We start from the raw sequence: 21,968 nt of genomic DNA on the forward strand, positions 1-21,968 counted from the left end.
CATGAACGCAACTTCCTCCCTGACGCCCTCCGACCCTGAGTTCGACTACATCATCGTCGGTGCCGGCTCTGCCGGCTGCGTGCTCGCCAACCGGCTGTCGGCAAACGGCAAGCACAGCGTGCTGCTGCTCGAGGCAGGCCCGAAGGATTCCAACATCTGGATCCACGTGCCGCTCGGCTACGGCAAGCTGTTCAAGGAAAAGACCGTCAACTGGATGTACCAGACCGAGCCGGAGCCCGAGCTGAAGGGCCGCCAGGTGTTCCAGCCGCGCGGCAAGACGCTGGGCGGATCGAGCTCGATCAACGGCCTGCTCTATGTCCGCGGCCAGCACGAGGATTACGACAGATGGCGCCAGCGCGGCAACGCCGGCTGGGGCTATGACGACGTGCTGCCCTATTTCAAGAAAGCCGAGAACCAGTCACGCGGCGCCGATCAATACCACGGCAGCGGCGGCCCGCTGCCGGTGTCCAACATGGTGGTGACCGATCCGCTGTCGAAAGCTTTCATCGACGCCGCGGTCGAGAACGGCTTGCCCTATAACGCCGATTTCAACGGCGCCACACAGGAAGGCGTCGGCTTGTTCCAGACCACGACGCGCAACGGCCGCCGCGCCTCGACGGCGGTGGCCTATCTCGGCCCCGCCAAGACCCGCGGCAATCTCAAGATCGAAACTGACTCGCTTGGCCAGCGTGTGCTGTTCGAGGGCCGCCGCGCGGTCGGCGTTGAATACCGTCAGGGCGCGAATGTGCGCCGCGCCCGTGCGCGCAAGGAGATCGTGCTGTCGAGCGGCGCCTACAACTCGCCGCAGCTGCTCCAGCTCTCCGGCGTCGGACCCGCCGACCTGCTGCGCAAGCACGGCATCGACGTCGTGCTGGACGCGCCGGGTGTCGGGCACGATCTCCAGGACCACATGCAGGTCCGCATCGTGATGCGCTGCTCGCAGAAGATCACGCTGAACGACACCGTCAATCATCCGCTCCGCCGTACGCTCGCCGGCGCGCGCTATGCGCTGTTCCGGAAGGGCTGGCTGACGATCGCGGCCGGCACGGCGGGCGCGTTCTTCAAGACCAGTCCGCGGCTGGCCTCGCCCGACATCCAGGTCCACTTCCTGCCGTTCTCGACCGACAAGATGGGCGAGAAGCTGCATGCTTTCTCCGGCTTCACGGCGTCGGTGTGCCAGCTCCGTCCCGAAAGCCGCGGGACCTTACGCATCAAAAGCGCCGACCCGACGGTGCCGCCGGAGATCCGCATCAACTACATGTCGACTGAGACCGACCGCACCACCAACGTCGAAGCTCTGAAGATCCTGCGCAAGATACTGAGCGCCCCGGCGCTGAAGCCGTTCGTGGTCGACGAATACGATCCCGGGGCGAAGGTATCCACGGATGGAGAGCTGCTGGATTATTGCCGTGAGCGGGGCAGCACCATCTACCATCCGACCTCGACCTGTCGTATGGGCAATGATGCGCTCGCGGTGGTCGATCAGCGGCTGAAGGTGAGGGGCCTCGAAGGCCTCCGAATCGTCGACGGCTCGATCATGCCGGATCTCGTGTCGGGGAACACCAACGCGCCGATTATCATGATCGCCGAAAAGGCCTCCGACATGATATTGGAGGATGCGCGGTAGAGCAATCCGGACCCGGAGGGCCGCGTTAGCGCAAAGTGGGAGCCGGTTTTCCGATAAGATCATGCTCAAAAGAATGACGTGCGTTGAAAGGGACCAGGGCTTGGCTACGCGATTCAAGATCGGCACACGCAAGAGCGCGATGGCGCTGGCACAGACGGAAGAGATCGCGCGCCGCCTGACCGCTGCCATGCCCGATCTCGACGTCGAGATCGTCAAGTTCGACACCACGGGCGATCTCGACCAGACCAGCAAGCTGTTGCCCCATGGCGGCAAGGGCGGTGCCTTCGTGGCGCAGATTCGCGCCGCCGTGCTGTCGGGCGAACTCCAGGCGGCGATGCATTCGCTGAAGGACATGCCCGGCAACGAAGACACGCCGGGCCTCGTGATCGGCGCCACGCTCTCGCGCGATCCTCCCAATGACGCGCTGGTGCTGCGTGACGGCGTGACGCTGGAGGCGCTGCGCCAATCCCGTGGCAAGGATTTCAAGATCGGCACCAACGCCGTCCGCCGCGCCGCCTATGCGCGACGATTGTTTCCCGACGTCGAGATCATCCACTTCCGCGGCGCCGCGGACACGCGCGTGCGAAAACTCGACAATGGCGAGAAGCAGCGCCTGCCGGATGGCGACGCGGTGGGACCTGCGGATGCGCTCATCATGGCGCGGTCCGGCCTCGACCGCGTCGGCCTTTCGCAGCGCATCGCCTACGAGTTTACCGCAGCTGAGATGCTGCCGGCAGCGGGGCAGGGCATCGTCGCGGTCGAGTGCGCGGCACAGGACTGGCAGACGCGTCGCATCCTCGCATCGATCGACGATCCCGCTGCACACGCCTCCGCCGATGCCGAGCGGGAAGTGCTGTGGGTGCTGAACGGCCACTGCAATTCGCCGGTGGCGGGCTTTTCGACGATTGCGGGCGATCAGATGTCGCTCACCGCGTCCGTGCTCGATCTCTCCGGCAACACCATCATCGAAGCCTTGCGGTCGGGCCCCGCCAATCGCCCGCGCGAACTCGGCCGTGCGGTAGGACTGGATCTGCTTGCGAAGGGCGCCGCCGAGATCATCGAGCGCAGCCGGCCGCGCTAAGGCGTGGACCATAAGTCCGGTGGACTGAGGCAACGACCGGCTTTTCACTACGGCTACCAAGCTGTTGCGTCATCGCAATATGTCGCGATGGGCGATGAGGAGACATGGCACTTGTGGTGGTTGGCAATCGCCCTCCGACAATTAAGCAATGAACGCGCGGGCTAGTAGAAACACGCCCGAAGCGCTTAGCGCGACACCGGCGGCGCGGCTGAACGCGCGGCCGTGTGGCAGCAATTTCTCGCATGCGACATAGAGGGCGATGCCGGCAATCCAGACAAGGTTCATAACCCCGCTGACGAACAAGAGCGCCATCAGGAACCAGCAACAGCCGAGGCAGTAGCCTCCGTGCCGGAGCCCCATGCGTAGTGCGCCCCCTGCACCAGGTTGCCAGTACCGGCTTAGGAATAGTACCGGGCTCTGGCAGTAGCGCAGGCAAGCATGCTTGACCGGCGTGAACTGATAGAGTCCTGCGGCAAGCAGAATGACACCGCCGAGTACCGGGCTGGTGTTTGCCATAGCCATTGACAATAGCCCGACGCGTTCGAGGCCCCACTGCGTCAGGATCGCGAAGAGGCTGAAACCTGCCCACACGAGGAGATAGCCGCCAAAAAAGAGCCAGGCCTCCGCCGAGGGATTAACGGAGGTCGCTTGCTTGCGGCGGATTGTCGTAAATAGCAGGATCGTGGGAGCCGCACTCGGCACCATCATGGCGATCATCATGACCCACCACATGACGAACACGAGCGCAGCGTAGAACGGCGACCACGGCATCGGCATATCCATCGCCATGTTGGCCATGTCGGTGTCCATGCCTGCCCCGGTGGCCAGATATGCCCACGCCAGCGCCACCACGACAGCCAGCCCGACGCCAACAATAAGCCGGTCGCGCCGCAGCAAGTATTCCAAGGCCAACAGCTCAGCCATTGGGCTCACACACGCCTAGGTCAGATCAAAGACAGAACCCTACATGGCATCAAGCCGCAACACCGTCAGGCGTCTGTACGACGTTTGCGAGAGAACTGTGCGTGCCTTTCGTGTCGAACTTGATCGCCCCGGTCGAGCGGATGTTGGCCGAGGCCACCTCGGCGGCCTTGTGCTCGAACCCTTCCGGCATCACGACCTGGATGCGATGTGGCGTACCGGTCACCGGGTTCTTGATCGGCTCGACCTCCGTCTCCAGCACGCCCTTGGCGACGAGCTTGGCGACGCGCCCGTTCTTATCGAAGGTGAACTCGAAAGGCACGAAGACCGGATCGTGGATCTTGGTGACGATCAGGCTGAAGATATGGAACAGCGTGCCGTCGGCTGAATGCTTGCCGGAGAAGATGTTGAGCAGGGCTTCGCGCTGCTCCGCCGTGGCGCGTTCGTCGATGATCGGCTGCATCTGCCCATTGCCCTCATGCAGCGCGCCGGGAAAATCGACGGTTGCGGCGAACACCAGGCCGTCGAGCTTGGTACTCCCGAAATGTCCTTTGGTGATCCTCATACCGACCAAGCCCTTGCAGCTGCCGTGGGTCGGCGGAGCATTGAAATCGCAGGGGCAGCCAAATGCACAATTGCAGTTCTTGATCCATTCGCCTTCGAGACGCCAGTCAGATGCAGCCATGACGCACCTCCCATCGCGTTTCCGTGGGACGATTAAGCCGCTTGATAATCCATTTGCGCCGAAAAATCCGGAGCGATGCGGGATCGGGACTCGATCTGAACGAGATGCATCATTCCAGGAGCCATGCGACGGCTAACGGACCGGCGACCATGCTGTCCCAATCATGGAAGCATATCAGCCCGCGGTCTGAGCGTACAGGTGCATTCAAGCTCTTGTCGGGCAGAGCCTTAGAGCCGGGCCCATTTCCGGTTGCAAACAGCAGTTGGCCGCCAACAATCAGCTCAGGCTCAATGTAAGGTTCGCCAACGCGCGGCGATGGTCGTACTGAGAGATGAATGTCTCGACGGCATCCTCGCTCTTGCTGATGAGAGCAGCGCCAACTCGCGCGCCTGCCGCAGATCATCGAGAGCAGACGGGCTGTCATCTGCAACGGGTGACAATACCACCATTGGGAACGTTCAGCGCATCCTCGACGGTATCTGTCTGCTGATCGACCTTTGGTCCGATGCCATGGTCCGCCACGTCAAGGAGACCGATAGCGTCATTCAAAACAAGAGCGCCGAGGTTTGAAGTGATGCGCTCTCCCTGTGGCGGACAAGAATTCATGATTGGAACAACGGATCGACGAAATTCCAGGCCGACAAACCAGTCTAGTTCGAACTTTGCTGACCCGAGGAGCGTTGTTTACTGTCGGAAACCGTCCGTCGGGAGCAAAACATGGCCCTCCTAAGACGCGAGTTGTGCCGTCGAGTCAGAGGCCCGGAAGTCATCCACGCGGATCGTTGCGAGCTAGTCTTCGATACGGACACCAAGAGTTTGTATGTCGAGCGCGAGGTAGCTCATTTCGATGCACGCGTCGACGGGACGATTGAGATGCAAACCACCACAATGGATATCGCGGATTACTTCAAGCAAGGCGGCCAAACCCCTGGGCACCGCGAACTATGGCGGCTGCTGAAGACGCTCTTCAAAGACGCTGGTGACACCGACGAGCTGATCGACTAGCCGCAGCGTTTGGCCAGCCTTTTGGGCCGCTTGAGCAGCATCCGTTTGGCCTTCGCCTCTGAACGCTTTTTGATCTCGGCCTTGATCTGTTCGATCAGGGTTGCTTCTGACTTTTGGATCTTAAGGGTGGAGTTCACATTCGCGTCCTCCGATAAGCCGTGCAGCTCAACAGGCTAGTCCGATTTGACCCCACGCAAAAGCCGCCAAGGTCTCCCTCGGCGGCTTGTGCCGTTGCGCTGCGTTTGCGTAGAGGTTTGCCGCGCCGAGCGGTGCTCGAACGTGGCCCAAGCCTGCTAGCCGCAGGACGCAATGCCTTCATCCGAATGAGGCGGTCAATGCGTTGCCTGTGTGTCGGGGCCAACGTGTCCCCGATGACCTATAATGTCGTCACCGGCGCGATGCTAATCAAGCCAGTGCTGTTGTCCTATAGCTGAAATGATAGTCCCGTCGCCCCTCTGGCTAGCGGAGTCGTTGAGTGCTGAAGTTGAGGTGCTTGGCGCTTGTGAGCGCCGAGCAAGGTCAGCCTAGCCTAATCTTCAACGCAGTTCGCTTGTGCACGTTGGACCCGATCAGTCATTTATCACAGCCTCGCGCTGGTGAGCGCGGGAAACGGGAAGAGCTTTTTCTGATGTGGCGCGAAGTGGACGTCAGTCTGATGCCGCGTGGGGGCCGGCACGAGCCCTCCTTGGCCGCGACGATGGCGTCGATCATCTTGCGCCCAGATCGACGGTGCTTGGCGTTCGCGTGCAACTCGACGAAAACGCGCCTCGGCTTGAGTACCTCCTAATGGTAGACGCCCGATCTACCGTTTGCTCGCAACGATCGGCATGATGCACGGACTGTACGCCGTGAGGTAGAGACAATGAGCAATGACCGCCTCGTGCGACCGCCGCGGACCGCTCGCATCCGCAAGATCGGCATCATCGGAGGCGCAATCCTCCTGCTCGGGCCGATGGCCGCTTCCACCGTCTTTGGAGCAGGAACGCGCATCTCTGAAGGCTTCGAACCGTTCGAGAAATCAGCCAATGAGCGGGTCGCCCAAGCCTTCGAGGACATTAAGGACCTCGCGCCCCTCTCTGGTGAGTTGAACACCGCGCTGGCGTCGCTGAGCCAGAACGTTCAGAGCGCTCAGAAGCCACCGGTTCAGGCTGAAGGCGATGAATGACCTGACCGCTGGTTCGCGTTCTTGCTAGGCTGCGACGCTATTCTCAAGCTGTTTGGGGTAGGCCCCGTCAAGGAGCCTAACCGCGTCGCTGTCCGCTGATCACGTGTGGGGATCGCGGCCATCTTTCGATCCATAGCAACCCGCAAGCGGAGCGGCAGCTACGGGCCATTAGCCGCAGGGCCTATGGTTGCGCCGGGCAGAATTCTTCAATGATTTGTACTGTGCATGGGGTTGTTTTAACGGTTTTTGTTTCCGCCTCCTTGAGGGGACGGAACTTTTTTCACCCGCGCACGCGCCTCAGCATCTGCTCGACATGGGCGATCGGCGTCTCCGGCTGGATGCCGTGGCCGAGATTGAAGATGAACCGCCCCTGCGCAAAGTTCGCCAGCACATTGTCGACTGCGCGGTCGAGCGCGGCGCCGCCTGTGATCAGCACCAGCGGATCGAGATTGCCCTGCACGGCGACTTTGCTTTGCACGCGCTCGCGGATGAAGGCCGGCTCCGCGGTCCAGTCGATGCTGACCGCGTTGACACCGGTCGCCTCGACGAAACCGGGCAATTGCGCACCGGCGCCGCGCGGAAAGCCGATGATCTTGGCGTCCGGCACCTTGGCGCGCACGCCCTCGACGATGCGCCGCGTCGGCTCGACCGACCAGCGCGCGAATTCGGCGGGCGGCAGCACGCCGGCCCAGGTGTCGAATATCTGCAGGGCGTTGGCGCCGGCCGCAAGCTGCGCCAGCAGATATTCGATCGAGTTCTCGACCAGCACGTCGATGATTCCTGCGAACGCCTCCGGATGCCGGTAGGCCATCATCCGCGCCGGCGCCTGATCGGGCGTACCCTGGCCGGCGACCATGTAGGTCGCCACCGTCCACGGGGCGCCGCAGAAGCCGATCAGCGCGATCTTGGGATCGAGCGCGCCGCGCACGATGCGCAGTGCCTCGAACACCGGTGCGAGCTTGCCGAAATCGGCGTGCTTCGCCAGTGTCGCGACCTTGGCGGGATCATCCAGTGGTTCGAGCCGCGGACCCTCGCCGACCTCGAAGCGCACGGAACGTCCGAGCGCATAGGGGATCACCAGGATGTCGGAGAAGATGATCGCCGCATCGAAGCCGAACCTCCGGATCGGTTGCAGCGTCACCTCGGCGGCAAGTTCCGGGTTGAAGCAGAGATCGAGGAAGCCGCCGGCCTTGGCGCGCACCTCGCGATATTCCGGCAAGTAACGACCGGCCTGCCGCATCATCCAGACCGGCGGAATGACCTGCCGCTGGCCGGAGAGGACGTCGATGAAGGGTTTTGTCGCAGACTGGGGCACGAACGGTCCTGAAGATGGTTACGGCTCCTGATACACCGCCGCGGCCCGAAGCGGAACAGGGGAACCAAGCGCAATTGGACCGCGTTGACCAGCCAATGGAGGACGAGACCATGGCTGAGACATTCAACCCCGCGCCGCACGACAAGCACGCCGACGATCTGCACGAAGCGCTCGCTGCCGATCGCCACACCAAGCTCGACGCCGGGCTGGAAGACAGCTTCCCGGCTTCCGATCCCGTGAGCGCCGCCCAGCCGACGCCCTCGAAGGCCGATGCGGATGCCGACAATCCCTCGCTCTGGGACAAGGTTAAGGCCATCTTCAGCTAGCGGCGGGGAGCGCTGGATTCCGATAGGTTTGCTAATACCTTGTTAGCGATGCGCTAATTCCGGCGTCCGTACGACTACGGGAAACCGGGGACATCACCGCATATTTCTGCGGGCGTTTCAGAGTTCAATAACAGAAGCAGCAGAGTTTCCGATCATCGGAGAATTCTGCCGCATGAGCGCTGTGACCCAAAGAGCCGGATGGAGCCGCCTGCCGCTGCGGGCGGCTGCGTTCGTCGCGCTGACCTGCGTGGCGATCCTCGGCATCAGTGGCTGGCGGGAATGGGCGGCGCGCGACGCGGTGCTCAAGGGCGCCGAAACCGAGATGGCGAACGTTGCGCGCTCGCTGACGCAGCATGCCGAGGACAGCCTCGATCTCCTGGATTCAGGCGTCGTCGGCGTCGTCAGCCGGCTGGAGATGGACGGCACCCAGCCGGCCACGATCGCCAAGCTCAGAAACCTGCTGGAGGCGCGCAAGAAGGCGATGGAGCGCGTGCACAGCCTCGCCATCATCGACGACCACGGCAACTGGTTGACCTCGCCTGGCACGATCGGCTCGACGCTCAACGACGACGCGTTTTTCCGCTATCACCAGCTCTCCCCGAAACGAGAGCCCCATGTCGGCCGGCCCGTGAAGAGCCTGCTCGATGGCGAGTGGGTCGTCACCTTGTCGCGCCGCTTCAACAAGCTGGACGGCAGCTTCGGCGGCGTTGTGCTCGCGACCATCAGCTCCAACTATCTCTCGCATTTCTACGAACAGTTCGAGATCGGCCGCAACAGCTCGGTGGCGTTGACGCACGGCGACGGCCTGATCATCGCGCGCAACCCGAGCAACGAGAAATTCGTCGGTCGCAGCGTTGCCGATACACCGCTGTTCCGCGACGCCGGCCTGCAGCGGCCGGGCGGCGCCTATCATTTCAAGTCGCCGCTCGACGGGGCCGAGCGCGTCAGCTTCTTCAAGCGCTCTGGCCGCTATCCGCTCGTCCTGCTCGCCACCGTCGATAAAGCCGAACTGCTGGCGCCCTGGCGTGCTGCGGCGATCTCTCGCATGCTCTACGTGCTCGCGCTGGTCATGCTGATCGCGATCATCGGTGCGGTGCTGGTGCGGCAGTTGCAACGGGGCCAGCGCATGGCCGCCGCGCTGGTCGAGAAGGAAGCGCATTTCCGCCTGCTTGCCGAAGGCTCCAGCGACATGGTGACGCGTATCGGGCTCGACGAGCGGCTGCGCTATGTTTCGCCGTCGTCGATTAGCGTCGTCGGCTGGCGCGCCAATCAACTGATCGGAACATCCGCGCTCGCCGGCATTCACGCGGACGACCGGCCGCAGGTCCAGGCTCTCGTCGATGCGATGAAGCGCGGCGAGAAGGAGGAGGCCCGCGTCACCTATCGCAACGCGCACCGGCAGAATGCCGAAGTCTGGCTCGAATCGACCATGCGGGTGACCCGCAAGGACAATGGCCGCGTCGACGGCTTGGTCGCCATCTCGCGCGACATCACCGAGCAGAAGAAGCTGGAGACCAGGCTCGAAACGCTCGCGATCGAGGACAGTCTCACCGGGCTTGCCAATCGCCGCCGCTTCGATGAACGACTGAAGGAGGAGTGGGCGCGCGCCTATCGCGACCGCTCCAACCTCTCTTTGCTCATGATCGACGTCGACCACTTCAAGTCCTACAACGACGAATACGGCCATCCCGCGGGCGATGCCTGCCTCCGGCAGGTGGCGCAGATCATCGCCACCGAGATGCAGCGTTCCGGCGATCTGGCGGCGCGCTACGGCGGCGAGGAGTTCGCCATGCTGTTGCCGAACACGGACGCCAAGGGCTGCGCCCGGATCGGCGACCGGATTCGACGGGCGATCCGCGATGCGGGCCTCGTCCACACCAGCAACCATGCGGCCGGCTGCGTCACCGCTTCGCTCGGCGGTGCAGCCTGCCGGCCGGCGCTGGAGCGCACGGCCGGCGTTGCCTCGCTCGTCGAGGCCGCCGACCAGGCGCTCTATGCCGCCAAGGAGGCCGGGCGCAACCGGCTGATGATGTCGGGCGAGGTGACCAGCCTCCTGCGCAAGGCGTCCGGTCAGTAACACCGCTCAATAATGCGGCGGGGGCTCATTGGCCGCTCCCGGCGCATTCGCTTCGGCCTCCTGCAGCCGCTCGCCGAGCTCTGCGATCTTCCGCGTCAGGGCGTCGATCTGCTTCCACTGCGCGGTGATGGTCTGGTTCAGCGTCTCGATCGCGTCGTCCTGATAGGCGAGGCGCGTCTCCAGCGTGTCGATGCGCTCGCCGAGCGTCTTGATCTCATTGGTCACGTGCCGCGTCCTTATTTCGTTCGGGCAAACCAAGTTCTTGCAAGCCGAGTTGCTGCAAACCATGGCCGAGCGCGACACGCTCGTCGAACACGAAGCATTTGCCGCGCCAGCGGCTCTGAGCCTCCGGCACCTCTTCCAGATATTTGAGAATGCCGCCCTTGAGGTGATAGACCTCGGCAAAGCCGCGCGCGAGTAGATGCGCGCTCGCCTTCTCGCAGCGGATGCCGCCGGTGCAGAACATCGCGATTCTGCGGTGTTTGGCGGGATCGAGCTGCTCGGCCGCAAAATCCTTGAACTGGCCAAAATTCCTGATGCCGGGGTCGAGCGCGCCGTCGAACGTCCCCATCGCCACCTCGAAGGCGTTCCTGGTGTCGAGCACCAGCATGTCGGGAGCCGCGATCAGCGCGTTCCATTCGGCCGCGTCGACATAGGTGCCGACCCGCCGCGTCGGATCGGCGGCTTCGTCGCCGAGCGTGACGATCTCCTTCTTCAGCCGCACCTTGAGCCGGCCGAATGGCATCGCCGCGGCGGACGATAACTTCAATTCGAGATTGTTCAACCTGCCGCCGAACATGTCGCCGTGCGCGAGCTCATGGGCGAGAGCGTCGATCGCCTCGTCCGCGCCCGCGATCGTGCCGTTGATACCCTCCTGCGCGAGCAGCACGCTGCCCTTCAGTGCAAGGCCGGCGCAGAACGCGCGCAGCGGCTCGCGCAGCTCGCGGTAATCAGGGAGGGCGACGAATTGGTAGAAGGCGGCGACCTTGTAAATCATGGCGCCCGTTTAGCAGGCGGACCGCGCCCGGAAAACCCGCAACGAGCAGCTCTATTCCCAGCGGATGGCAGCCATTTCCCTGGTATGCCAGCATTGCCCCGGCGGGCCGGAATGTGTCATGTAGGCCCGGTTTTTCCGAGATGGCGCGCCATCCGCGCCAGACGCCCAACGAGAGCAAGAATTCGATGAGAAACTTCCATTTCCCCGGCAGGTCCACGGTCCACGCCACCAACGCGATGGTGGCGACCTCGCATCCGCAGGCGTCGCTCGCCGCGATCGAGGTGCTGCGCGAGGGCGGCACGGCGGTGGACGCGGCCGTCGCGGGCTCGGCCATTCTCGGCGTGATCGAGCCGCAATCGACCGGCATCGGCGGCGACTGCTTTGCGCTGATCCAGCCGCGCGGCGAGGGCAAGATCATCGCCTATAACGGCTCCGGCCGCGCCCCGAAGGCGGCGAACGCCGACTGGTATCTCGAGCGCAAGATCAACTCCGTGCCGCTGACCTCGGCGCATGCGGTCTCGATCCCCGGCGTGATCGACGCCTTTGCGACCGTCTTGCGCGATCACGGCAAGTTCGGCTTCGATCGGCTGCTCCAGCCCGCGATCAAGGCGGCCGAGGAAGGCTACGTCGTCGCCCCTCGCATTGCCTTCGACTGGAAGAACCAGTTCGAGAAGCTGAAGGGTGGCACCAACACGGAGCGCTATCTGCTGCCGCACGGCAAGCCTCCGGTGGCCGGCGACGTCATCCGCCAGGCGGAGCTCGGCAGGACGCTGCGGGCGATCGCCAAGGACGGCCGCGACGCCTTCTACAAGGGCCCGATCGCGGAAGACATGGTGGAGACCCTGCGCGGAATCGGCGGCCTGCACACGCTGGACGATTTCGCCGCGCACTCCACCGAGACGACGACGCCGATCGGCACGATGTACAAGGGCTACGACGTCTGGCAGTGCCCGCCGAACGGACCCGGCCTCACCATGCTGCTGATGCTGAACATCCTGTCGCGGTTCGACCTGACGAAATACGCGCCGCTCAGCATCGAGCGTTTCCATCTCGAAGCCGAGGCCGCACGCATCGCCTACATGCATCGCGAGCTGCATGTCGCCGATCCCGAGCATATGCAGATCGAGGTCTCGAAGATCCTCGCCAAGGAATACTGCAACGAGCACATCGACAAGATCCGCATGGACGGCATGCTCGACCTGCCCAATGTCGCGCCGCCGATGAATCCCTCGACCATCTACATCACGGTCGTGGACAAGGACCGCAACGTCTGCTCGTTCATCAACTCGATCGCGCATTCCTTCGGCTCGGCGATCGTCTCGAACAAGACCGGCGTTCTGCTCCAGAACCGCGCCGGCGGCTTCCGCATCCAGCCCGGCCATCCCAACTGCATCGCCGGCGGCAAGCGCCCGCTGCACACGATCATGCCGAGCCTGATGACCAAGGGCGGCCGTTCCGTGATGCCGTTCGCGGTGATGGGCGGACAGTATCAGCCCGTCGGCCAGACCCATGTGGTGACCAACATTCTCGACTATGGCTGCGACGTGCAGGAGGCGATCGATATGCCACGCGGCCTGCATTACGAGGGCCAGTACCAGCTCGAGGACAGCGTGCCGGCCGATATCGTCGCAGGCCTGAAGAAGCTCGGCCACAAGACCACCAACGTGGTCGGTCCGCTCGGCGGCGCCCAGGCGATCTGGATCGACTGGGACAAGGGCACGCTCACCGGCGGTTCCGATCCGCGCAAGGACGGCTGCGCGCTGGGCTATTGATCTTGGCGCGGGGCTGGAAACCACACCCTCGTTGCGCTAGACACCTTCCGCCTCAAACGGAAGGTGTCTTAATGCAGCGTTTCCAGCGCGTGCTCCTCGCCATCATGTCGGCACTTGCGATCACTGTGATCGCCGGCGTGTCCGATTTCGCTTCCACCACGGCCTCGGCCCAGACCGCAGGAAAGACCATGACCACGGCTTCAGGATTGCAGACCATCGACAGCGTCGTCGGCACCGGCGCTTCGCCGAAGCCCGGGCAGATCTGCGTGATGCACTATACCGGCTGGCTCTATGAGAACGGCCAGAAGGGCAAGAAATTCGACTCGTCCGTCGATCGCAACGAGCCGTTCGAATTCCCGATCGGCAAGGGCCGCGTCATTGGCGGCTGGGACGAGGGCGTTGCCACGATGAAGGTCGGCGGCAAGCGTACGCTGATCATTCCGCCGCAGCTCGGCTACGGCGCCCGCGGTGCCGGCGGCGTGATCCCGCCGAACGCGACGCTGATGTTCGACGTGGAATTGCTCGCGGTGAAGTGAACCGCACAAACAAAAAGACCGGCCTCGCGGCCGGTCTTTCGCTTTCAGATATGGGCGTGTTACTCGGCTGCGCGTTTTGCTGCCGCCGCGGCGCGGTCAATCGCTTCCTTCGCGGACTCCTTGGCGTCGCCCATGGCCTGCTGGCCCTTGCCCTTCACTTCCTGAACCACGCCTTCGCCCTGCAGGCGCTCGGAACCGGTGGCTTCGCCGATGCCTTGCTTGGCCTTGCCGATCGCCTCGTTGGTGGCGCCCTTGATCTTGTCGCTCGTGCTACCCATGAAACTCTCCTTCCAGTTTGCTCGGGATGACAACGTCCGGCGACCATGAGAGTTCCGATTTTGGTATGGCTTGATGTCGCAGCTTTGGTTAGTTTCGCGCGCACGGAACCAACAGAAAGCAAGTCCCATGACCGGCCATGACCACACGCATTCCCACCATGACCACGATCATCATGACGATCGCTGGAAGCATGACGGCGTGCGCGTCATTCCCGGCAACCAGCTCGACACCAACGTGCCGTCGACGGCCGGCATGGACCGCGCGGCCGCGATCAATTTCGCGCGCGTCGGCGCGCAGAAATTGTGGGCGGGCACCGTCAGCATCAAGCCGGACGCCAAGACCGGCGCACATCATCACGGCCATCTCGAAAGTGTCATCTACGTGGTGAAGGGCAAGGCGCGGATGCGCTGGGGCGAGAGCCTGCAATTCACCGCCGAGGCCGGTCCCGGCGATTTCATTTTCGTGCCGCCCTACGTGCCGCATCAGGAGATCAATGCCAGCCCCGACGAAGTCTTGGAATGCGTGCTCGTGCGCAGCGACGGCGAGGCTGTCGCGATTAATCTCGACATCGAGCCGGTCGAGAAGCCCGAGACCGTGCTGTGGGTCGATCCGATCCATCGGGACCCGAACGAGAAGAAGTAAGGCCGCTCAGGGCGGCGCAGGGCGCGTCGAGAACCCCTTAGCGTAAAGTTCAAAAAAATAATTGGGAAGCGGTGTCGGATGGCCGCCGGGCCATCCGTCCTTGGGCAGAACCCGCCCCAAGGAGCTTCCGATGCCCAGGATGATCTTTCTCAATCTGCCCGTGACCGACCTCAAGCGCGCGACCGCATTTTATGAGGCGATCGGTGCGACCAGGAACCCGCAATTCAGCGATGACACGGCGAGCTGCATGGTCTTTTCCGAGACCATCTTCGCGATGCTGACGACCCACGACAAATTCCGTCAGTTCACGCCGAAGCCGATCGCGGATGCAAAGACCACGAACCAGGCGCTGTTCTGCCTGTCCGCCGACAGCCGGAACGAGGTCGACGATATCGTCGGCAGGGCCGCGGCGGCGGGCGGGGTGGCCGATCCCAGCCCGAAGGACGAATACAGTTTCATGTACGGCCGCAGCTTCGAAGATCCGGATGGCCACATGTGGGGAGTGAACTGGCTGGACATGGCGGTCGCCCCTATCCAGCCCGATATGGCGCACGCCTGATCGAAACCCGCGAACATTGAAACTGACGAGGAGCATTCAAGATGTCAAAGGTCGTTCCCTGCATGTGGTTCAACGGCGATGCCGAGGAAGCCGCGAAATTCTACGTCTCGCTGGTGCCGAATTCGGCGATCACGCACGTTCAGCGCAACGTTTCAGATGGCCCGTCCGGCAAGGAGGGCTCCGTGCTCGTTGTCGAGTTCACGGTGGCCGGACAGCCTCTCGTCGCGCTCAACGGCGGCATGAAGATGGAATACACCCACGCGCTTTCGCTGATGATCCACTGCGACGATCAGGCCCAGGTCGACAGCGTCTGGAATGCCTTCCTGGCCCATGGCGGCAAGGAAGAGCAGTGCGGCTGGCTCCACGACCGTTACGGCGTGTCCTGGCAGGTCGTGCCGAAGGTGATGTTCGAATTCCTGTCGAGCCCCGACAAGGCCGCGGCCGCCCGCGCGATGCAGGCCATGATGAAGATGGTGAAACTGGACGTGGCAACCTTGCGCCGCGCGTTCGAGGGCAAGTCGGCGGCGTGACGCGGATGCTCTCGCCACATACTCACTGTCGTCGCCCGCGAAGGCGGGCGATCCAGTACTCCGAGACGGTAGTGATTGATCGATAGGCCGCGGCGTACTGGATGCCCCGCCGGAGCCTGTCATTGGGCTCGCCGAAGGCGAGACCCGGTGGTGGGGCATGACAGCTGAGGTTGGCGCCTCAGTAATTGATCCTTAGCCCCACACCGCCATGGATGGTGTTACCCACCGGCTGGGGGCCGAGCGTGCCGTTGGCGAACAGGTCCACGATCCAGCCCTTCTGTACGCGGAATCCGAGCCGGCCGCCATATTCGAACCAGCCCTGGTTGCCCATGGTCGGCACCACCACGCCGTCGCCGGTCACGGTGGCGACGATACCGCTATGGCCAGCGAATGACTGCACCCAGCCGCCGTTGATGTTGGTCTCGATATTGCTGCCGAAGAGATGTGTCCACTGGCCGCCGATCTTGACCAGGCTGGTGCGGTCGGTGCCGGTCGCGATGCTGGCGTCGAACGGATTGAAGGCCACTGCGCTGTCGGCATAGCCCGAGACGCGCTGCCAGAGCTGCCAGACCTCGATCGAGGCGGCGACCTCGTCGCGGGGCGACACGCGGCTCATCCAGCCGGCGCGGCCGTAGACGGCGTAGTTCGAGGCGTTGGTCGAACTCGTGACGCTCACCGGGCCGAGGCTGGTGTTGTAGCTGCGGGTGTAGCGCGCCTTCTCCCACGGCGTCAGGATCGTGCCGACGTCGAAGAACGGGCGCGACGAGCCCCAGTCGGTGAAGTCATAGCGCAGCGCGAACGCGCCGATCGGCGCGCTGGTGATGTTGTAGCCGCCCTCGCTGTACTGTGTGTAGGCGATGCCGGCGAGCAGCGACAGATTGTTGGTCAGCTCCTTGCGGCCGTGGATGCCGGCCGAGAACGAGCCGGCGGAGCCGAACGCGCTGATGCAGTCGCTGCAATTGACCTGCTCGTTGACGCCGAGCAGCACCGTGCCAAGCACCCGGTTGGTGATCATCTGGTTGAAGCGCTGGTTGGCGAGGCCGCCGATCGAGCTGCCGCTGGAATCCGCGCCGGTCGGCGTCGGGCTCGGCGAGGAGGACGGATAAGGGCTTGGTGACGATGACGGGTAGGGGCTGGGCGAAGGTGAGGGGCTATAGGTCGGCGTCGGTGAATATGTCGGCGACGGGGAGGGCGTCGGCTCTCCGCACTCGGACTCGCACGTCGCCGCCTGGGCTGCCGCCGGACGGGCATCGACCGCGACAAACGCAAACGCAGCCACAGCGGTCAGCACGCTCGCGAGGATGAAGCGCCTGACGTTGAATACCTCCATCTTCAGCGTCCGCACAGCATGCCGTCGTCGTGGACGGCGGGCGTGATGGTCGGCGACGCGTCCGCATATTGGTTGACCGCGCACAATCCCGCGCTCGCGGCGCAGGTCGCAGCAAAGGTCCAGGGCGGCGTATTGGTTTTACTGATAGAGACCTTGCCGCCGGTCGAGGTGATGATTGCGGTGTCGCCGGGCTGGGTGAGCTGCACACACTGTTGGCTCGTCGTGCAGACACTGGCGGCGCCGTCCTGCAGCACGACGACCGAGCGGCCGCGCTGGGACAGGATATCGAGTGTGGTGCCGCGCACGCCGATGGTCGCGAGCGGCGTCGTGATCTTGTAGGCGGTCTTCTCGGAATGTCCGGTGACGAAACGGAATGCGCCGGTCGTCATGCGGATCGCGACGTCGCGATAGCTGTGCTCGTCGTTGAAGACGGTGCGGTCGAGCTTGAGCGTGGCACTCGGGCCGAGCGACAGATTGGTGCTGTCGGCCATCACGAAGCGCGCCGCGCTGTCGGCGCCGGTGCGTACGGTCTCGTCCCGCAGCATGCTGTCGCCGACACTGATCGGTGTCGTGGTCGCAGCCACGCGCACCACGTCGTTCTGGATCACGACGGCTTCACCGACGCGCGTCTGCGCCTGCGCGCAAGGCGCCGCGCACAAGGCGGCCGACAACAGCGTGGAGAAAAACCAGAAACGCAAATTCATTTTCGCAACCGATCGAGTGTCCCTGATCGTACCGGATCACGCGCGCTTGCGATGTGGCGGAATTATCACAAGCAGCGCGAGACCTGCGTTATGCTTAGTGACAGTTGCGGCAGAATGCGTTCAATGAAAATTGCGATCTCGATTATTCTCCGCGGTGACGCAAATTTGCCACGCAAAACATCCCTACAAATGCCGTTCGACTTGCCCGCGGTTCCGAAGGTGTCGCGGAGCGCAGTGATTGCTGTCGCGATTTTCCTGGCCGCCCATCTCGCGCTGCTGATCGGCCTGACGACGCCGGAGAAGTTCGTCTTCGACGAGGTGCACTACGTGCCGGCGGCGCGGCAGATGCTGGCACCGGCGATGTCGCAACCGATGCTCAATCCGATGCATCCGCCATTGGCGAAAGAGCTGATCGCGGTATCGATCGCGGCCTTCGGCGACACCGCGCTGGGCTGGCGGTATCCCGCGACATTGTTCGGCGCGCTCGCGATCGTCGCGGTCTATCTGTGCGGTCTCGCGCTGTTCGCCGCGCAAGGGCCCGCGATCGCCGCCGCGCTGATCGCCGGCTGCAACCAGATGCTGTACGTGCAGGCGCGGATCGCGATGCTCGACATTTTTGCACTCGGCTTCGGCCTGCTCGCCATTGCCGCCTTCATGCACGGTTTTCGAAAGGATCGTCCCCATGCATTGTTCGCAGCTGCCGGCAGCCTGTTCGGCTGTGCTGCGGCGTGCAAATGGAGCGGCCTGTTTCCGCTCGGAATCTGCATCGTCGTCGTCGCGGTGATCCGCCTGATGCAGGGCTGGCACACCCTGTTTGCCGACGCGAAGCCGGGGGACTGGTACCGGCCCGATCTCTGGCCAGACTTCAGATTACATCACGTCGTGCTCTGCTTCACCGTCCTGCCCGCGATGACATATCTTGCGGCCTTCGTCCCGCTCTACGGAGTGTCGCTGCCGGATTTGGTCGAGGCGCAGCGCCGGATCTTCGCCGACAACACCACCACTGCCATCGCCGGCCACACTTATATGAGCGCGTGGCCGTCATGGCCGCTGCTCGCGCGCCCGGTGTGGTTCCTGTTCGACAAGGGCGCGGAAGACAATGTCTCCGCGATCGTCTTCCTCGGTAATCCCCTGGTGCTGTGGCCGGCGCTGCCCGCGCTCGCCGTCGTGCTGCGCGACTTCGTCGTGGCGCGCCGTCGGGATGCGTTCCTGATCGCGGCCTTCTATTTCGGGTCCTGGCTCGCCTGGGCGTTGCTGCCGCGCACACTCGGTTTCATCTATTACTATCTGCCGGCCGCGACCCTGGCGTCGCTTGCGCTGGTCTACGTGCTGCGCCGGGACGGTCTGCCACGCTGGCTGTTGTGGGCCTATGTCTCGGTCGCGGCGGCAGGCTTTGCCGCCATGCTGCCGATCTCGGCGGCCTTCGTCGGCACGTCGATGCAGACCTTCAACCGGCTGATGCTGTTCCAGAATTGGATCTAATGCCCGCTTGCGTGCATATCTCCGGTAGAATTGGCTTGCCGGAATCAATCGAGGCGTGTGGAGTGGCCGGCATCGCCGGAATTGGAGACACGCCGGGTGAGCATGGAAAGCGACATCGCCGGACCGGATCGTTCCAATGCCGACTGGCTGCGTACCGTCGTCGACACGGCGGTCGACGGCGTGATCCTGATCGACGCGCGCGGCTCCATCCTGATGTTCAATCCGGCCTGCGAAAGCCTGTTCGGCTATCCAGCCGACGAGGTCATCGGCCGGAACGTCAAGGTCCTGATGCCGCCCTCCTATCGCGACGCTCATGACGGGTTCCTGCACAATTATCACACCACCGGCGACCGCAAGATCATCGGCATCGGACGTGAGGTGGTGGGGCAGCGCAAGGACGGCTCGACTTTCCTGATGCATCTCTCGGTCGGAGAAACCCAGCGGGCGGTCGGCGAGTCGATCTTCGTCGGCATCATTCACGATCTCACCGAGCGGGAACGAGTCGAGCGTGAGCTGCGCGAGAGCGCGGCACGGCTGCGGGCAGTCGTCGATACGGCTGTCGATGGCGTAATCCTGATCGATTCCGACGGCATAATCCTGAAACTGAATCCGGCCTGTGAAAGGCTGTTCAAGTATCAGGCCGACGAGGTCCTTGGAGAGAACGTCCGGATGCTGATGCCGGAGCCCTATCGCTCCGGGCATGACGGCTACATCCGCAATTTCCTCGCCACCGGAGACAAGAAGATCATCGGCATCGGCCGCGAGGTGATGGGCCAGCGCAAGGACGGCTCCACCTTCCCGATGGATCTTTCGGTTGGCGAGGCCAAGCAGGACGGGTCGTCGATCTTCGTCGGCATGATCCACGACCTGACGGAGCGCAAGCGCACCGAGGCGCAGCTCATGCAGGCGCAGAAGATGGAGGCGGTCGGCCAGCTCTCCGGCGGCATCGCCCACGATTTCAACAATCTCCTCACCGTGATCGTCGGCAACGCAGAACATCTCAGCGAGCAACTGGCGTCGCGGGGAGATTTGAAGCGGCTGGCCGACGACATCTGCAGTGCCGGCGAACGCGGCGCGGAACTGACGCAACGCCTGCTCGCCTTCAGCCGCAAGCAGCTGCTGCGGCCGGTGGAGACCGAATGCAACAAGCTCGTCGATTCCATGCACAAGCTGTTGCGGCGGACCCTTCGCGAGGACATCGAGATCTGCACCCATTTCGATCCCGGTCTCCGTCACGCCTTCGCCGATCCGGTGCAGCTCGAATCGGCGATCCTCAACCTTGCGCTCAACGCCCAGGATGCGATGGCGTCCGGCGGTCGCCTGAGCATCTCGACGGCGAACTCGTCGCTTGATGCCGGCGATCACAATGCGCATCCCGAGGTCGGGCCCGGCGAGTACGTCGTGATTGCCGTGACCGACAACGGGTCGGGCATGCCGAAGCGGGTGCTGGAGCGTGCGTTCGAGCCCTTCTTCACCACCAAGGAGGTGGGCAAGGGCAGCGGGCTGGGGCTCAGCATGGTCTACGGCTTTGCCAAGCAGTCCAACGGCCATGTCACGATCTACAGCGAGCCAAGCCTCGGAACGACGGTGAGAATCTACCTTCCGTCCGTGATGGTGAAGACGCAGGGCGCGCCGCTGGCGGTTGAACGGGAGGCGGTGCAGAGCGGTTCTGAAACCGTGCTGGTCGTCGAGGATGATCCGTTCGTCCGCTCCTATGCCGTCATGAGCCTGGAGAGCCTCGGCTACCAGGTCATTTCGGCCGTTGACGGCAAGGAGGCCTTGCAGAAGCTCGCGGCCGCGCCGCACGTCGATCTCCTGTTCACCGACATCGTGATGCCGGGGGGCGTCAACGGCTGGGAACTGGCGGGCCTTGCGCGCAAGGCAAAGCCAGATCTGCGCGTGCTGCTGACGTCAGGTTATGCCCTCGAGACGCTGGCGGCGAACGGCCACATCCGGCAGGGCGCCTTGATCCTGGAAAAACCCTATCGCAAGGCGGAGCTTGCGAGGCTGCTGCGGGAGGCACTCGCCACAGCGGCGCCGGTTTGAATCTGAGTCGTCGATCCGCCTGCCGCGCGGGGCGCGGCAGGCGGTGGGTCGTCGTCAGCTCACGTGAGCGTCAGATCACTTGGACGCGGTCTGGGTGTCCATGTTCACGACCTGGACGCGGCGGTTGATCGGGTCGGCGCCGTTGGCGGTGTCCTTCAGCTTGGTCTTGCCGTAGCCGACGGTGACGAGATCGGTACCGGTGAGGCCGTAGTTCTGCACCAGGTACTTCTTGATGGTGTCGGCCCGCCGCTCGGAGAGCCCCTGATTGTATTCCTCGGTGCCGACCGCATCGGTGTGGCCGGCGACCACGAAGGTCGAGCCCTTCAGCGATGGGTCGGACAGCGCCTTGCCGAGCGCCTGCACCGACGGCACCGACGTCTTGGCGATATCGGCCGAGTTGTAGTCGAACTGGATCTCCAGATCGATCTTCGGCTTGGTCGCGGCGAGCTCGGCAATCTGCTCGCGCTCGCCCGTCGACAGCGACCGCGTCGATCGGTTGCGCACGGTGTTCAGGAACGTCGATTCCTTGGCCTGCACCGCCGGATCGGCCTGCGGACCGGCGGACAGACCGCGGGTCGCCGGCTTCGGCTTCAGCGCATCCAGGATCTGGCCTGTGGAGACGTTGCTGTCGCCGGCCAGAGCCAGGCCCGCCGTCATCGACAGAACTGCCGAGAGAGCAATCGCCTTCAGTCCAAAGAACTTATTGAAATGGGTCATTATCGTATCCTCGCTGTGACGCCTGATGGCTATTTGATGCTGCGAGCATAGGGCAGGTTCAAAAGCCCTGATGTGATCTTGGTCACGGTGGTTACAGAAGCTTGCGGACTCACCCTAGCGAGTTTCGCAGTGTTTCGGGCGCGCGAGGGCTGCTTCGCTTTCGCTGGGAGGG

Annotated in this window: 24 protein-coding genes; 14 read left to right on the plus strand and 10 right to left on the minus strand. The window is 63.5% G+C overall.

Features of this window, described 5'->3' with window-relative positions:
- Position 1 precedes the first annotated feature (1 nt).
- The gene (locus JQ591_RS25445; RefSeq protein ID WP_211398758.1) at positions 2 to 1,627 is read left to right on the plus strand and encodes a GMC family oxidoreductase; all 1,626 of its coding nucleotides are present in this window, start codon (positions 2 to 4) and stop codon (positions 1,625 to 1,627) included.
- Between the two features lie 100 nt (positions 1,628 to 1,727).
- Positions 1,728 to 2,708, plus strand: a complete 981-nt coding sequence (gene hemC, locus JQ591_RS25450; RefSeq protein ID WP_211398759.1) for a hydroxymethylbilane synthase — start codon at positions 1,728 to 1,730, stop codon at positions 2,706 to 2,708.
- 141 nt (positions 2,709 to 2,849) lie between these two features.
- Here the strand turns inward: hemC and JQ591_RS25455 are convergent, their stop codons facing one another.
- On the minus strand, positions 2,850 to 3,632 hold the full coding sequence (locus JQ591_RS25455; protein WP_211398760.1) for a DUF2182 domain-containing protein: 783 nt from the start codon (positions 3,630 to 3,632) through the stop codon (positions 2,850 to 2,852).
- Between the two features lie 49 nt (positions 3,633 to 3,681).
- Positions 3,682 to 4,314 (minus strand): DUF1326 domain-containing protein, encoded by a 633-nt coding sequence (locus JQ591_RS25460; protein ID WP_211398761.1) that lies wholly within the window; start codon positions 4,312 to 4,314, stop codon positions 3,682 to 3,684.
- Between the two features lie 315 nt (positions 4,315 to 4,629).
- Between JQ591_RS25460 and JQ591_RS25465 the strand changes: the two genes are divergently transcribed.
- Entirely contained in the window at positions 4,630 to 4,884 is a 255-nt protein-coding gene (locus JQ591_RS25465; RefSeq protein ID WP_211398762.1) for a hypothetical protein, read from the plus strand.
- Between the two features lie 147 nt (positions 4,885 to 5,031).
- Complete coding sequence (locus JQ591_RS25470; protein WP_211398763.1) at positions 5,032 to 5,319, plus strand: hypothetical protein; 288 nt, start codon at positions 5,032 to 5,034, stop codon at positions 5,317 to 5,319.
- On the opposite strand, the gene JQ591_RS25475 is transcribed toward JQ591_RS25470, so the two are convergent.
- Positions 5,316 to 5,456 (minus strand): hypothetical protein, encoded by a 141-nt coding sequence (locus JQ591_RS25475; RefSeq protein ID WP_211398764.1) that lies wholly within the window; start codon positions 5,454 to 5,456, stop codon positions 5,316 to 5,318. The two genes, JQ591_RS25470 and JQ591_RS25475, sit on opposite strands and share 4 nt — an antisense overlap.
- 725 nt (positions 5,457 to 6,181) lie before the next feature.
- On the opposite strand from JQ591_RS25475, the gene JQ591_RS25480 reads away from it, so the two are divergent.
- The gene (locus tag JQ591_RS25480) at positions 6,182 to 6,484 is read left to right on the plus strand and encodes a hypothetical protein (RefSeq protein WP_211398765.1); all 303 of its coding nucleotides are present in this window, start codon (positions 6,182 to 6,184) and stop codon (positions 6,482 to 6,484) included.
- A gap of 280 nt (positions 6,485 to 6,764) precedes the next feature.
- Here JQ591_RS25480 and hemE read toward each other — a convergent pair whose 3' ends face one another.
- Positions 6,765 to 7,799, minus strand: coding sequence for a uroporphyrinogen decarboxylase (gene hemE, locus JQ591_RS25485; RefSeq protein ID WP_211398766.1), 1,035 nt, complete (start codon positions 7,797 to 7,799; stop codon positions 6,765 to 6,767).
- A gap of 110 nt (positions 7,800 to 7,909) precedes the next feature.
- Here hemE and JQ591_RS25490 point away from each other — a divergent pair, with 110 nt between their 5' ends.
- A complete protein-coding gene (locus JQ591_RS25490; protein WP_211398767.1) occupies positions 7,910 to 8,125 on the plus strand; it encodes a hypothetical protein in 216 nt (71 codons plus the stop codon).
- Between the two features lie 172 nt (positions 8,126 to 8,297).
- On the plus strand, positions 8,298 to 10,202 hold the full coding sequence (locus JQ591_RS25495; RefSeq protein ID WP_211398768.1) for a sensor domain-containing diguanylate cyclase: 1,905 nt from the start codon (positions 8,298 to 8,300) through the stop codon (positions 10,200 to 10,202).
- Positions 10,203 to 10,208: 6 nt separating this feature from the next.
- Here the strand turns inward: JQ591_RS25495 and JQ591_RS25500 are convergent, their stop codons facing one another.
- Together JQ591_RS25500 and JQ591_RS25505 are read right to left on the minus strand one after the other, a co-directional pair.
- Positions 10,209 to 10,427, minus strand: a complete 219-nt coding sequence (locus JQ591_RS25500) for a SlyX family protein (RefSeq protein WP_211398769.1) — start codon at positions 10,425 to 10,427, stop codon at positions 10,209 to 10,211.
- Complete coding sequence (locus JQ591_RS25505; protein ID WP_211398770.1) at positions 10,417 to 11,199, minus strand: rhodanese-related sulfurtransferase; 783 nt, start codon at positions 11,197 to 11,199, stop codon at positions 10,417 to 10,419. Before JQ591_RS25505 ends, JQ591_RS25500 begins: the two co-directional genes overlap by 11 nt.
- A 185-nt stretch (positions 11,200 to 11,384) precedes the next feature.
- Between JQ591_RS25505 and ggt the strand changes: the two genes are divergently transcribed.
- Positions 11,385 to 12,971 carry a gamma-glutamyltransferase gene (gene ggt / locus JQ591_RS25510; protein WP_211398771.1) on the plus strand — a complete coding sequence of 529 codons (1,587 nt, stop codon included), beginning with the start codon at positions 11,385 to 11,387 and terminating at the stop codon, positions 12,969 to 12,971.
- A gap of 71 nt (positions 12,972 to 13,042) precedes the next feature.
- Positions 13,043 to 13,507, plus strand: a complete 465-nt coding sequence (locus tag JQ591_RS25515; protein WP_211398772.1) for an FKBP-type peptidyl-prolyl cis-trans isomerase — start codon at positions 13,043 to 13,045, stop codon at positions 13,505 to 13,507.
- Positions 13,508 to 13,566: 59 nt separating this feature from the next.
- On the opposite strand, the gene JQ591_RS25520 is transcribed toward JQ591_RS25515, so the two are convergent.
- Positions 13,567 to 13,785 carry a CsbD family protein gene (locus tag JQ591_RS25520; RefSeq protein ID WP_211398773.1) on the minus strand — a complete coding sequence of 73 codons (219 nt, stop codon included), beginning with the start codon at positions 13,783 to 13,785 and terminating at the stop codon, positions 13,567 to 13,569.
- Between the two features lie 127 nt (positions 13,786 to 13,912).
- Between JQ591_RS25520 and JQ591_RS25525 the strand changes: the two genes are divergently transcribed.
- The 3 genes from JQ591_RS25525 to JQ591_RS25535 all read left to right on the plus strand — a co-directional run bounded on the left by JQ591_RS25525 (position 13,913) and on the right by JQ591_RS25535 (position 15,517).
- Positions 13,913 to 14,428 carry a cupin domain-containing protein gene (locus JQ591_RS25525; RefSeq protein ID WP_200472516.1) on the plus strand — a complete coding sequence of 172 codons (516 nt, stop codon included), beginning with the start codon at positions 13,913 to 13,915 and terminating at the stop codon, positions 14,426 to 14,428.
- A gap of 130 nt (positions 14,429 to 14,558) precedes the next feature.
- The gene (locus JQ591_RS25530; protein WP_211398774.1) at positions 14,559 to 14,987 is read left to right on the plus strand and encodes a VOC family protein; all 429 of its coding nucleotides are present in this window, start codon (positions 14,559 to 14,561) and stop codon (positions 14,985 to 14,987) included.
- 41 nt (positions 14,988 to 15,028) lie between these two features.
- Positions 15,029 to 15,517: a VOC family protein gene (locus JQ591_RS25535; RefSeq protein WP_211398775.1), complete on the plus strand. Its 489-nt coding sequence runs from the start codon at positions 15,029 to 15,031 to the stop codon at positions 15,515 to 15,517.
- Between the two features lie 178 nt (positions 15,518 to 15,695).
- Here JQ591_RS25535 and JQ591_RS25540 read toward each other — a convergent pair whose 3' ends face one another.
- Together JQ591_RS25540 and JQ591_RS25545 are read right to left on the minus strand one after the other, a co-directional pair.
- The gene (locus JQ591_RS25540; protein ID WP_211398776.1) at positions 15,696 to 16,847 is read right to left on the minus strand and encodes a hypothetical protein; all 1,152 of its coding nucleotides are present in this window, start codon (positions 16,845 to 16,847) and stop codon (positions 15,696 to 15,698) included.
- Between the two features lie 2 nt (positions 16,848 to 16,849).
- On the minus strand, positions 16,850 to 17,551 hold the full coding sequence (locus JQ591_RS25545; RefSeq protein WP_211398777.1) for a FecR family protein: 702 nt from the start codon (positions 17,549 to 17,551) through the stop codon (positions 16,850 to 16,852).
- 51 nt (positions 17,552 to 17,602) lie between these two features.
- Between JQ591_RS25545 and JQ591_RS25550 the strand changes: the two genes are divergently transcribed.
- Complete coding sequence (locus JQ591_RS25550; RefSeq protein ID WP_211398778.1) at positions 17,603 to 19,033, plus strand: phospholipid carrier-dependent glycosyltransferase; 1,431 nt, start codon at positions 17,603 to 17,605, stop codon at positions 19,031 to 19,033.
- A gap of 102 nt (positions 19,034 to 19,135) precedes the next feature.
- Positions 19,136 to 21,079 (plus strand): hybrid sensor histidine kinase/response regulator, encoded by a 1,944-nt coding sequence (locus JQ591_RS25555; RefSeq protein ID WP_211398934.1) that lies wholly within the window; start codon positions 19,136 to 19,138, stop codon positions 21,077 to 21,079.
- Between the two features lie 75 nt (positions 21,080 to 21,154).
- On the opposite strand, the gene JQ591_RS25560 is transcribed toward JQ591_RS25555, so the two are convergent.
- Positions 21,155 to 21,796, minus strand: a complete 642-nt coding sequence (locus JQ591_RS25560; protein ID WP_211398779.1) for an OmpA family protein — start codon at positions 21,794 to 21,796, stop codon at positions 21,155 to 21,157.
- Positions 21,797 to 21,968 lie beyond the last annotated feature (172 nt).

It is taken from the genome of Bradyrhizobium canariense (assembly GCF_018130465.1).
In the GTDB taxonomy this organism is placed as follows: domain Bacteria; phylum Pseudomonadota; class Alphaproteobacteria; order Rhizobiales; family Xanthobacteraceae; genus Bradyrhizobium; species Bradyrhizobium canariense_C.